We start from the raw sequence: 13,184 nt of genomic DNA, 5'->3' as shown, positions 1-13,184 counted from the left end.
TTGTTTTTTGCCCGCCAAGACCTTCAGTGGATAGGGTGTTATGTCCGGAAAAGCGCAACAGCAGTCTCGTATCAAAGAGTTGATCACACTCGGTCGTGAGCAGGGTTACCTGACTTACGCGGAGGTCAACGACCACCTGCCTGAGGATATTTCAGATCCAGAGCAGGTGGAAGACATCATCCGCATGATTAATGACATGGGGATCAACGTATTCGAAGTCGCGCCAGATAAGGATTCCCTTATGCTGGCCGACGCTGATACCGACGAGGCCGCCGCTGAAGAAGCCGCTGCCGCGCTGGCTGCAGTAGAGACCGATATTGGCCGCACGACAGACCCGGTGCGCATGTATATGCGTGAAATGGGTACTGTCGAGCTGCTGACACGCGAAGGCGAAATTGAAATCGCCAAGCGTATCGAAGAGGGTATCCGCGAAGTGATGGGCGCAATTGCGCACTTCCCTGGCACGGTTGACCACATTCTCTCCGAGTACACCCGCGTCACCACCGAAGGTGGTCGCCTGTCCGACGTTCTGAGCGGTTATATCGACCCGGACGACGGCATTGCGCCGCCTGCCGCCGAAGTACCGCCGCCCGTCGACCCGAAGGCCCCTAAAGCCGACGACGACACCGACGACGACGATGCTGAAGCCAGCAGCGACGACGAAGATGAAGTCGAAAGCGGCCCGGACCCGATCATCGCTGCCCAGCGTTTCGGTGCGGTTTCCGATCAAATGGAAATCACCCGCAAGGCTCTGAAAAAGCACGGTCGCGGCAACAAGCTGGCAATTGCCGAGCTGGTGGCCCTGGCTGAGCTGTTCATGCCAATCAAGCTGGTGCCGAAGCAATTCGAAGGCCTGGTTGAGCGTGTGCGCAGTGCTCTTGAGCGTCTGCGTGCCCAAGAGCGCGCAATCATGCAGCTCTGTGTACGTGATGCACGCATGCCGCGTGCCGACTTCCTGCGCCAGTTCCCGGGCAACGAAGTGGATGAAAGCTGGACCGACGCACTGGCCAAAGGCAAGGCGAAGTACGCCGAAGCCATTGGTCGCCTGCAGCCGGACATCATCCGTTGCCAGCAGAAGCTGACCGCGCTTCAAACCGAAACCGGTCTGACGATTGCTGAGATCAAGGACATCAACCGTCGCATGTCGATCGGTGAGGCCAAGGCCCGCCGCGCGAAGAAAGAGATGGTTGAAGCGAACTTGCGTCTGGTGATCTCCATCGCCAAGAAGTACACCAACCGTGGCCTGCAATTCCTCGATCTGATCCAGGAAGGCAACATCGGCTTGATGAAGGCTGTGGACAAGTTCGAATACCGTCGCGGCTACAAGTTCTCGACTTATGCCACCTGGTGGATCCGTCAGGCGATCACTCGCTCGATCGCCGACCAGGCCCGCACCATCCGTATTCCGGTGCACATGATCGAGACCATCAACAAGCTCAACCGTATTTCCCGGCAGATGTTGCAGGAAATGGGTCGCGAACCGACGCCGGAAGAGCTGGGCGAACGCATGGAAATGCCTGAGGATAAAATCCGTAAGGTATTGAAGATCGCTAAAGAGCCGATCTCCATGGAAACGCCGATTGGTGATGACGAAGACTCCCATCTGGGTGACTTCATCGAAGACTCGACCATGCAGTCGCCCATCGATGTGGCTACCGTTGAGAGCCTTAAAGAAGCGACTCGCGACGTACTGTCCGGCCTCACTGCCCGTGAAGCCAAGGTACTGCGCATGCGTTTCGGCATCGACATGAATACCGACCACACCCTTGAGGAAGTCGGTAAGCAGTTTGACGTGACCCGTGAACGGATCCGTCAGATCGAAGCCAAGGCACTGCGCAAGTTGCGCCACCCGACGCGAAGCGAGCATCTACGCTCCTTCCTCGACGAGTGATACCAGAACCCCCGGCCCAGGCCGGGGGTTTTGCTTTCTGCAGATTACTTTCTACAGATTTACTGCCGCGCAATCCCCCTCCCCCGCAATGCCCGTCTACACTCGAACCATTCCCCGTGCCATAACGAGACCGTTATGCCCAGACTGCCGACTGTGATACTGCTGTCGCTGCTGACCTGGACCGCAACGGCTGGCGCGTTGACTCTCACCGATGAAGAGCGTGGCTGGCTGGCGGACCATCAGGAGCTGCGCCTGGGGGTGGACGCTTCCTGGCCACCCTTCGAATACCGTGATGAAAATGGCCGTTACCAAGGCCTGGCTGCCGATTATGTTCGCCTGATCCAGGACCGCCTGGGCGTCAGGATCAAGCTGGTCGAGCCCGTCAACTGGACCGCCGTGCTTGAGCAGGCAAAGAACAACCAGCTCGACCTGCTGCCCGGCATCATGTCCACACCGGAGCGCCAGAACTACCTGGCCTTCACACGGCCCTATCTGGACTTCCCCATCATCATCCTCGCCCATGAGGGCGGCGCACAACCGCGCAACCTCAAGGACCTGTATGGCTTGAAGATCGCGGTCGTCGAGAACTACGCGCCTCATGAATTGCTGCGCACCCACCACCCCGACCTCAATTTAGTGGCGATGCCCAATGTCAGCTCGACCCTGCAAGCACTGGCCACTGACGAAGTGGATGCCGTAATCAGCGATCTGGCATCCAGCGTCTGGAGCCTGCGCCAGCTCAAACTCGATGGGTTGTACGTCAGCGGCGAAACCCCCTACCGCTATCAGTTGGCGATGGGGGTGCCGCGCGATCAGAAAATGCTGGTGGGCATTCTGGACAAAGTCCTCGCCGACCTCAGTTCAGACGAAACCGACGCGATCCAGCAACACTGGGTCGGCAGCGTCACCGATCACCGCACCTTCTGGGTCGACTTACTGAAATACGGCCTACCGGCGGTGTTGTTGTTGAGCACCGTGCTGGCCATTGTGATTCGGATCAATCGGCGACTCAGCTCGGAAATTTCCCGGCGGGTCGCCCTTGAGCAGGAATTGCGCAGCAGTGAATATCACTATCGCGGCCTGGTCGAGAGCCTGTCCGCCATCGCCTGGGAAGCCAGCATCAGCGATTTCACCTACAGCTACGTATCACCCCATGCCGAAGAACTGCTGGGCTACCCGCGCGCCCATTGGCTGATTCCAGGTTTTTGGCGCAACATCATCCACCCTGCCGACCTGACGCGCGCTGAAGCCTATTGCTACCGGGAAACGCGCGCCAACCGCGACCACAGCATCGATTATCGAGTGATTACCGCCGACGGCCGCTGCTTGTGGGTGCGCGACATTGTCAGCCTCATCGAGCACGGGCATGAGCCGGTGCTACGCGGCCTGATGATCGATATCAGCGAAGCCAAGCGCACCGAAGAAGCCTTGCAACTGTCCGAGCAGAAATTTGCCTCGGTGTTCCAGCAATGCCCGGACATCCTGGTGATTGCGCGGATGTCCGATGGCTGCCTGCTTGAAGTGAATAAAGCGTTCGAGGACCAGATTGGCCTTAGCGCCGAAGAAGTCGTCGGCAAAACCGCCACCGAACTGAATATCTGGGGCATCCAGGGCGTCGGCCCCGACCTGCTGCAACGGGTCCAAAGCAGCAGCGTGCGCAACCTGGAAATGCCCTTTCGGCGCAGCAACGGCCAAGCGTTTACCGGGCTGATCTCCGCGGAGCCGTTCCAGCTCGACACCACCGAAGCCCTGGTCGTGGTGGTGCGTGACATCAGCCAGCTCAAGGAAACCCAACAACAGCTACAAACCTCCGAAGAGAAATTCGCCAAAGCCTTCCACGCGTCCCCCGATGGCTTGCTGCTGAGCCGCCAAAGCGATGGGTTACTGATTGAAGTGAACGAGGGTTTCAGCCGACTGACCGGGTACACCAGCGCAACCTCACTTGACCAGTCAACCCTGGACCTGGGCATCTGGGTCGACCTCAACGAGCGCAGGCACATGCTGGAACTGTTGAAGCGCGACGGTTTTGTCCGCGATTTCGTCTGCCATATACGACGCAGTGATGGGCAAATTCGTCTGTGCGAAGTGTCCAGCCGCCCGCTGCCCATTGCCGATGAAAATTGCATGCTGACCATCGCGCGGGACATTACCGAGCGCCAACTCATGCAGGAAAAACTGCAACAGGCCGCCACCGTGTTCGAAAGTACGGCCGAAGGGGTATTGATCACCGACACCCGGCAGAACATCAGCGCCGTCAACCGCGCCTTCAGCGAAATCACCGGCTACAGCGAAGCCGAAGCCCTCGGCAGTACGCCGCGTCTGCTCGCCTCCGGCCTGCATGACAGCGCATTCTATGCGGCAATGTGGCACCAGTTGACCGCTTATGGACACTGGCAAGGTGAGATTTCCAACCGCCGCAAGAACGGCGAACTGTACCCCAGTTGGCTGACCATCAGTGCCGTGCGCAACCGCGATCAAGTGGTCACACACTTTGTCGCGGTGTTTGCCGACATCTCCAGCCTCAAGCATGCCCAGGCCCGCCTCGACTACCAGGCCCATCATGATCCGCTGACCGGGCTGCCCAATCGCACCCTGTTTGAAAGCCGTTTGCAGGCGGCACTTAATGGCCAGCAGGAAAGCGGTAACCAGGGTGCCGTGTTGTTCCTCGACCTGGACCGTTTCAAACACATTAACGACAGCCTTGGCCATCCCGTTGGCGACCTGTTGCTCAAGGACATCGCCGTGCGGCTCAAGGAGCAACTGCGCGACGTCGACACCGTGGCGCGCCTGGGCGGCGACGAATTCATCATCCTGCTGCCCGGCCTGCAACAAGCCAGCGATGCCGAGCACCTGGCTAACAAGCTGCTCGCCTGCTTTACCCCACCGTTCCAGGCCGGCGAGCATGAGTTTTTTATCAGCGCCAGTATCGGCACCAGCCTGTACCCGCAGGACGGCACCGACGTTGCCACTCTGGTCAAAAACGCCGACGCCGCCATGTACCGCTCCAAGGCCAAGGGCCGCAACCGCGTCGAAAGCTATACCCGCGACCTCACCGCTCAAGCCAACGAGCGCGTGGCACTGGAGCACGAACTGCGCCGCGCCATCGAGCGTGAAGAGCTGTTTTTGTATTACCAACCGAAACTGAGCCTGGACACGCAGGCACTGATCGGCGCCGAAGCGTTGATCCGCTGGCACCACCCGACCTTCGGCGACGTACCGCCCGAGCACTTCATCGCCCTGGCCGAAGAGAACGGCATGATCCTGCAGATTGGCGACTGGGTACTGGAACAAGCGTGCAGCCAGATGCACCTGTGGAAAGACACGTTCGAGGATTTCGGCCCACTGTCGGTGAACCTCGCCGGCGCGCAACTGCGTCATCCCGGCCTGTTGGCGCGCATCGAACAACTGTTGCGGGACTACCGCCTGGAGCCCGGCTGCCTGCAACTGGAAATCACCGAGAACTTCATCATGAGCCAGGCCGAAGAAGCGCTGGAGGTGTTGCACCAGCTCAAACACCTGGGCGTGCAATTGGCGATTGATGATTTCGGCACTGGCTATTCATCGCTCAGCTACCTCAAGCGCCTGCCGCTGGACTTCCTCAAGATCGACCAGTCTTTCGTACGCGGCCTGCCCGACGACCCCCACGACGCCGCCATCGTGCGCGCCATCATCGCCCTGGGCCACAGCATGCAATTCACCATCATCGCCGAAGGCGTGGAAAACGCCGCGCAACAGGCCTTCCTCGCCGCCGAAGGCTGTGAACAGATGCAAGGCTACATCGTCAGCCTACCGCTGCCGCCCGAGCTTTTTGCCGAGGCCTTTCTTCATATGCGGGTTTCAGACTTTTCGGATGGCACAGCGGGGAAACCGTCGTTATAATCCGCGACCTACTGAGGGCCTATAGCTCAGTTGGTTAGAGCAGGGGACTCATAATCCCTTGGTCGTAGGTTCGAGTCCTACTGGGCCCACCATACTCAAAGCCGCGCATTGCGCGGCTTTTGTGTGTCTGGCGGAACCATCTCAGATACAGTCCTATGGTCCAAGGCATGGAGGTGTCTACGAAACCCGGGGCGATTCAGGGTTCCAGTGAGCTATGCACCGTGCATAGGTGGACCTCCCTACATCGCAGTACGGCTCTTGGCTATGACCGCCCCACATGGATCGACTCAAACTGCCCCAGCAAGACACACTCCGCGAAACGACTCGCTTTGCTGCAAGGCGGCACTGCGGCGATCACCAAGGTCGACAAGTGCATCAAGCACCTGCAGCAGCTTACGAGCCAGGGGGGCGGGCAGCGGATGCAAGCGATCAGCATGCGCCTGCACCAGAGCCGCAATCGCGGCCGGTATCGAGCTACCCTTCCAACCCGCGGGCAGGCGTCCGTCAACGATCTGCGACAGAATTTGGTCAGCGAACGTGTCAGCTGGGTAGGCAGCACCGGAACGCTCACATAGCGTGACGAACTGGCGCGTTACATAGGGGTGCCAGCCAGCGTGACGCACCATACGGTCGATCAACGGCATGACTTTCAAAAGATCATGCCAATTACCGTTAGCGAATCGAGTAGCCCCGGGCGCACGCTCAACGATCACGAAGAGAAGTGATTTGATCAGCTCCGGCAGGTCGAATCCACCAATGCGCCCATCGCTATATCGCGAGCGGCGGAGGTCATCAGTCTCTAGCGTTCGTTCGAGCACAGCCTGCAGCAAATGTAGCGTGTCATCCCGGATCTCCTGCGCATCAAGAACTTCACTACAAACCAGCGATACAGTGAACGGGGCGAGCAGCCGCATTGCAATCTCATCGGGCTGCTCAAGGATTGGCCGTAAAAGCCTCCGCAAGGTTTCGTTGCCAGACAGATGGGGGGCAACGCTTGCCAGCATCCGTCCTAACTGATCTTTCCACCCATAGAGGTTTCCGTCGCCACGCTCGCGCCCCCGGCGCCTTTCGGTCCGCCATGCCGGGTTAATCGTGTCTAGCGTCCAGCTTACAAGCGCCTCAAGGGTATCCTCATAATGCAGTCGATACGAACTCGCCATGACCGCCCCCACCGGGACGCTCTTTAGGACATTCGCGGCGTATTGGCCGTCCCAAAGATCATCGGTGCTTGCCCAACCGTCTTCCTCGTCCTCATCAAAAACCGACGAACTCTCGGCATCCGAGGCGATCTGCCGCCAAGAAGGCAGGGGGCGTACCCAAACAGGCAATGGCTCTTGCCCCCTGTACTCATCGAGCACAGCTGCTAGTGCAGTGACTCGGCGATCTGTTTCTATTTGCCGCCTCGCATCGGTGTCGAGCCGGTACATGTCTCGCCTCCTTACGAGTTGTGCCAACCGCAGCCCGAGGTTTAGACCGCACCAGGCAAAGCGTGCATCGCACTCCCAACAGCTAGCAACTTCTTCGAGCGCAACTAAGGAAATCGAGTCGAGGGGATGGGTGATGAGAAGATAGAGCTCCTCGCGGTCATCAGGATATTCGCTGCCCGACTTAATACGCGCGGCCAATGCACGCACCACAAAGATCTTCGGGTGCCAAGGAATCACGGATCTGGCAAATATGTCATCGGCCTCCTCCTCACGCATGAGGCAGAAACTCTCTACTGTGGAGTCAGCCCAGGCCCTATGCTCGCCCGCATCGGAAAAGCAAATTACGGCCGCAGCGGTTCCTGCAATTGCTCCTTCGGTGAGCCCGCTGCCGGGCATCAGCGAAATTGATCGTCCTGCCGCAGCCGCTTCAATCAGCTCCACTGCACGCTCGACCGCTTCATCCGCCGAAAATCCAGGCGCCCATTGACGCGAGCTGAAGCACTTCTCCACCCACAGCCACAACTCCATCTCGCGCCCCACCTGCGCATGACGCTGTAGAGCCGCTTGCACTTCAGGAGCTTCATGCCGGGGACTACTCATAGAAATCTGGACCGCATCACTGCGGCCGGGAATCGGCTCAGCTTTGTAGTTTTCGCTATGGCCTAGTTCAGACCAAAGCTCCGCCGTACGCTGAAGCTCAGCCACATGCTCGGGGTCCTGCGCTTCTTCCTGAGAGGCGAACCCCAACTTCTTCGGAAAATCGTCTAGTGCCTCACGACATGCATCTCGCAGCGTCACATCACCACCAAGAACGAAGAGCGGCACTAAGTCACGCAGCTCCAAAGAGCGCGATGGCATCTGCATGTTGTCAGCAACAGCTTGTCGATGCGTTGCATCAACGCTTCCCTTCTCAAAGCCGATCAGTCCGGCACTCTGCAATTGGTGCTCTTGAACCTTGCGCTGCAAGTCGAGCCGACACAGCCGGATGCTCCTTATCAGCGCCAGCGTAGTAGGCGAAGCTTCCTTGGCTCGCAGAGCGAGGTGCACTGCAATGCCCAGAACGCCAATACTGTTGTGCCCATACAGGATCTGTCGCAACACATCTTCCAGCGGGCGACCGGCATCGAGCTGAGCAATGGCCCAACGCTCCAGCGCCATAAGCGCACACTCCACCACCTGCGGTCCACCATGGCCACGGAACCAAGCGTAATGCTGGTCACTGCCCCAAAACTCGTGCCTTCCCCAAGGAAACTCCAGTACGAGCGGTAAAGGTGTATTACTGCGATGCCAGTGCCTATGCAACTGACTCCACGCCATGGTGGCGTGGTTAACCAGATCGCGGATCAGCGTGAGCGCCACTTCTGGATCGCACATCAGCAATGAATGAAACGGTTCGCGCAGAGGCGACGCAGGGAAGTAGCCGTGATGATCAGCGCCGATCGATAACCGGTCCCAGTCGTGATGGGAGAAAGAGTGCCCTAGGAAGGGGCTCGAGATCTCTAGCTCGTCGAATCGAGTCCGTTTCTCTGGTGGAATCGCTTCGATTTCTTTGCGCCGGTGGCTCTGCTGGATCGCTTCGCGGCGCCACCTCTCCAACGTGGCATCGGGCAGCTCCTCCAAAAACCATTGGCAGGCAACTCTCGCTAGCTGTGCCGGGTGTGTTTCTGCCAACACCGGCGCGTAGGTCATGAGCTCGCGAAAAGCACTGTCGGACCAGCGTTCAACTGTCTCAACCCTAGCAAGATAATCGGCCACTACATCCGGGTAGGCCCGTGCCGCGCGTAAGATCAACGCCCGCAGCTCAGTCTGTAGTTCTCGGGGAGCGCGCGGCGCAGAATTGCTCGTCGGCTTGCTGTACCTGCCCCGGCGTTCCACCTCGTCATCCTCAATCGCATTCAACCAGGCAGCACACTGCGTGACGATGCGCTGCGACACTGCGTTGGGGTAGTCCGCGCAAGCGGTCTGCCAAGTTTCGAACAGTGTGACGAGATCGCTTAAGTATGCATCCGGGATCGAGTCGATCTCTTGGATAACCCATATCAACAAGCGACGCCATGCCCCGAAGTCCGACGGCCACCCTAGCGAATCCGCAATACGAATGCGTGCTGCAGCATCAAGATCGCCCCCAAGGACTCCGGACAACACCATTGGATTAGGCGTTGTCTTCTCGGCCTGCATCCACACCAAGAGTTTCCCGAAGAGCTGATGGGTGTTGGCTGCCAATGCCGCAGCAAACATGTCGACGTGCTCGGCGAAGCGTGGACTGAACACAGGCGATACGAGCCAAGCACGCAACCACTGCGGCCTCACCTGAGCCTGCTCGAGCGCGCGGAGTTCGCGCGACCATTGGTCAGGTATCAGATAAGTGGCCTGCGACAGCAGTTCTGCCACCCGCGCCAATGCCGGTGGTTCACCAGCCGCGGTCAGGGCATCAATCCAGTCATCTCCCTGATCCAACAACAGGTGGAGAAACGACCATTCGAAGAATATGTCGTGACTGAATTGCGCTGTATGACCCTTACGCACCTGCTGCACCAAGCCGTCCTCCTCTAACACCGGAAGTACCTCCTGTGTCGCGGGCGAAAGGTCACGTATGCGAATATTGCGCCCCAAATCCGGCGCGCTGCGCTGTGCTAGCTCAATCAGACCCCGCTGCCTCGCTAGCGCCTGGGGCACATGTGCGTCGTAGCCACCGCGAGTCCACCAAGCGTCTACGAGATCCACCTCCGACTGAGGCGCGAATCCTGATGGATAGGCCGCCTGGGAAAATCCTCGTGCCAGAACAGCTGCAAAGAACGGGCGTCGTGCCAGTATGCGTACACGCTCGTTTCCACCGATGAGGAGGGGCTGCAACGCCGGTAGAGAATCCGCGAGCGCGCTAGCCTCTTCGTCCGTCAGGTTCTCCACATCCACATAACCCACACCACTCGCCAGCAGCAGAGGAGGAACCCAGTTGCGTAGAGGCTCGATACCAGCATCGCGCGCGGTAGCGACAACGCGCCAATTAGAAAGCGTCGGATTCGTCAGAAGCTGGCCAAACAAGTCGGTCACAATAGACCTCTGTTCCGGCGCAATACGGTCTAGACCATCGATGAGCAGCAAGGCATGACCGGTGGCCGCAACCTCTATGAGCAACGGCTCAATCGAGGTTGTCGTTAAGCCTATCGCGCGAGCATGCTCCGACCAACTGCGGCTAGAAATCCGGTTAGCCGTGAGAAACAAAGTGGTTCCCTCGGCGGCCAACTCATGCACAAGATCGCGTAACAGAACTGTCTTTCCGGTACCGGGAAGCCCTTTGATCAGCGTCAGGCGGTGGGCCGCAATTTGATTACTGAGCTGGTCGCGTAGCACCTGACGAGTTAGGTGCGTCCCTCCGATGTCATTGGCCTGTTGATCAAGCCAGTGGCGGGTACCCTCGCGCAAAATCTGCATGTCGCCGACAAAAGCGGGAGCTCCTGCGAAACGCCAACCTGCCAACGCGAGCACCAGCGATGCGCGGGTATGCACGGTGCTGCTACCTGCGCCATCGCGAGCAATCTGGCGCAGCAGATCCCACAAATCTCTAGCACGCGCCACTTGCCCAGGGGCAAGCGCACGCTGCAGGCTGGCAATTGCCTCCGCTTCGTGCGTCGATCCGACGTGAAGGAAGTCAAATCGGATCAGTACTAAGTGCGAAAAAAGGCGATGCAACTGATCGTCAGACAGAGGTTTGCCTGCGCTCACAGCAATCATTCGAACCGCCGCGACTACAGCACGGTGAGCGGCCGAGGCACTCCCGCCCTCTTCAAACCGAGGCATGAAGGACGCAGTTGTATCAGAACCACGTGCCCACTCACAGACGGTCGTGAAAGCCCGGGATGTCTCTTCCGCCACAGCCCCTGTTACCACCCCAACACGATCTATGTGCTCGCGAAAGTCGGGCTTTTGTAACGTTTGCCAACTGTGCTGAATAACATCTCGGAAGTCGGTGTTGGTCTCCGCCCCCGAAATAGTGAGCGAACGCTTAACCTGGAGCGACAAGCGCATGATTGTTCCATCCGCCAAGGACGCCGCATCGACGATCACGTCATCGAGTGGCTCACCAAAGTCAGCCTGCTGCTGTGCAACCCGCTTCACAACCCTTCCATCAAGGGCGGCTGCAGTCGTATCACCGACCATGGCCGCCAGGTACTGCGCCGTGACAGCGTCCTCGTAGGTGAATCCAGCGCCACCAGTAAGTTCAGGCGAAGTCATGCTTGTCCGTGCCCCTTATAGTCTCGTCCTAAAAGCGCTCTCAAGCATGACCGCCTTTGGAAGCTCTCAACTTGCTAGGGCCAAAGGAGTAAATTTGAATGAGCTGCGAACAATCTTATACGATCAATGTGAGCTAGATCGAAGCCTTAGCCTTCCCTCTTAATGATCGGTACAATCACGGTACAGTACCCAGCTTGAGCAACCTTCTCAAAATTACGCTCAACACCAGTAACGACGGGGCCTCCAGCTATGCCAACCTACGTTCACCTTCGAACGCTTTCTCTAGGCATACCAGCTCGCCCAGCAACTCATAATCCCTTGGTCGTAGGTTCGAGTCCTACTGGGCCCACCATACTCAAAGCCGCGCATTGCGCGGCTTTTGTGTGTCTGGTGTCCCGTCCTGAATAAGGTTTACACCTTCTGACCGATCTTCAGGAGGATTCAATGGATACGGGAAAAAGGCGGAGCCAGCGCGATTACACGCTAGCTTTTAAATTGTCAGTCGTAGATCAAGTCGAAAAAGGCGAGTTGAGTTATAAAGAGGCTCAACGGCGCTTTGGCATTCAAGGCCGGTCCACGGTGCTGGTTTGGTTACGCAAGCACGGCCGACAGGACTGGAGCCAAGGCGCCTCAATCCGAGCGCCGCGGAGCAGGCCGATGACCGACCCCAACCTCCCGCTGACACCCGAACAGCGGATCAAAGAGCTTGAAGAACAATTGGCGCTGAGCAATCAGAAGGCCCAGTTCTTTGAAGCTGTCGTGAACGTCTTGAAAAATGATTACGGTGTGTCCATCGTAAAAAAGCGACCCGGCAAGTCCTCTCGCAAGGGCAAATCCAAGACCTGAGCATTACCAGGGCTTGCCTGTTTATGGGCATTTCGCGCCAAGCGTATTACAAGCGCAACCGAGCCTTTGATGCGAGAGTTTGCCAAGACCAGCAGGTAGTGGAATTCGTTCTGGAAAAGCGTCGTCGCCAGCCGAGGCTTGGGACGCGCAAACTACACCACCTGATGGTAATTGAAGCCGCAGCGGCGCTACGTGTCGGTCGAGACCGCCTGTTTTCCATCTTGCGTGAGGCGCGAGAGCTGGTCCCTCGCAAACGTGCTTATCATAAAACCACGCATAGCCATCATCGCTTCCGCCGTCACCCCAACCTACTCAAAGCTGGCCCGGAACAAGTTGTAGCCAGCAGACCTGAGCAGGTTTGGGTCGCAGACATTACCTATCTCCCAACGCGGGAAAGTGTCGCTTACGTCAGCCTGATAACAGACGCGTACTCCCGCAAAATCGTGGGTCATCATGTGCACGGCAGCCTGCATACGGAGTCGGTGGTCAGGGCACTGCAGAAGGCTGTTAGTCAGCGAAAATCCAATCAACCGCTCATTCATCATTCAGATCGCGGAGCCCAGTATTGCTCCGATTTATACCAACGGATGCATGCCCGGCACGGAATCAGGTGCTCAATGACTGACGGCTATGATTGCTATCAGAACGCGATGGCGGAGAGGATAAATGGGATTTTGAAGACTGAGTTTTTGCTGCATCGTCCCAAAGACCTGGCGGATGCAGTGAAAATGGTGGATGAATCGGTGCAAATCTACAATCGGGAGCGGCCGCACTTATCCCTGAAATACAAAACGCCCGATGCGGTGCATCGGGCGTTTTGAGACTGAAACAGGTGTAAACCTATTTCAGGACTAGACATGGCGCAGATGGTTTGTCGGCTGTTCGCCTACCCCCTCGACACCCACGCA

4 protein-coding genes and 1 tRNA gene are annotated in these 13,184 nt (G+C 58.1%); 4 read left to right on the top strand and 1 reads right to left on the bottom strand.

All coding sequences use genetic code 11. From position 1 onward, the window contains the following. Positions 1-40 precede the first annotated feature (40 nt). The 3 genes from rpoD to JFT85_RS18600 all read left to right on the top strand — a co-directional run bounded on the left by rpoD (position 41) and on the right by JFT85_RS18600 (position 5,862). Positions 41-1,891 carry an RNA polymerase sigma factor RpoD gene (gene rpoD, locus JFT85_RS18610; protein ID WP_053258328.1) on the top strand — a complete coding sequence of 617 codons (1,851 nt, stop codon included), beginning with the start codon at positions 41-43 and terminating at the stop codon, positions 1,889-1,891. A 135-nt stretch (positions 1,892-2,026) separates the two neighbouring features. Then, positions 2,027-5,770 carry an EAL domain-containing protein gene (locus JFT85_RS18605; protein WP_053258329.1) on the top strand — a complete coding sequence of 1,248 codons (3,744 nt, stop codon included), beginning with the start codon at positions 2,027-2,029 and terminating at the stop codon, positions 5,768-5,770. Positions 5,771-5,785: 15 nt separating this feature from the next. Further along, positions 5,786-5,862 (top strand) — tRNA-Ile (locus JFT85_RS18600). Between the two features lie 195 nt (positions 5,863-6,057). Here the strand turns inward: JFT85_RS18600 and JFT85_RS18595 are convergent. After that, the gene (locus JFT85_RS18595) at positions 6,058-11,430 is read right to left on the bottom strand and encodes an NACHT domain-containing protein (protein WP_201230255.1); all 5,373 of its coding nucleotides are present in this window, start codon (positions 11,428-11,430) and stop codon (positions 6,058-6,060) included. A gap of 444 nt (positions 11,431-11,874) precedes the next feature. Between JFT85_RS18595 and JFT85_RS18590 the strand changes: the two genes are divergently transcribed. Next, a protein-coding gene (locus JFT85_RS18590) for an IS3 family transposase (RefSeq protein WP_167422752.1) occupies positions 11,875-13,097 on the top strand; the annotation gives its coding sequence in 2 pieces (ribosomal slippage) (positions 11,875-12,226 and positions 12,226-13,097; 1,224 coding nt in all). Positions 13,098-13,184 lie beyond the last annotated feature (87 nt).

This window comes from Pseudomonas sp. TH04, assembly GCF_016651355.1.
GTDB classification, from domain to species: domain Bacteria; phylum Pseudomonadota; class Gammaproteobacteria; order Pseudomonadales; family Pseudomonadaceae; genus Aquipseudomonas; species Aquipseudomonas fluorescens.
The sequence above is the reverse complement of the archived record's forward strand: the minus strand, read 5'-3'. Positions and strand labels throughout refer to the sequence as shown.

Coding starts and splice junctions, on each gene's coding strand:
- JFT85_RS18595 (WP_201230255.1), bottom strand. CDS start 11,430: ATGACTTCGCCTGAACTTACTGGTGGCGCTGGATTCACCTACGAGGAC.
- rpoD (WP_053258328.1), top strand. CDS start 41: ATGTCCGGAAAAGCGCAACAGCAGTCTCGTATCAAAGAGTTGATCACA.
- JFT85_RS18605 (WP_053258329.1), top strand. CDS start 2,027: ATGCCCAGACTGCCGACTGTGATACTGCTGTCGCTGCTGACCTGGACC.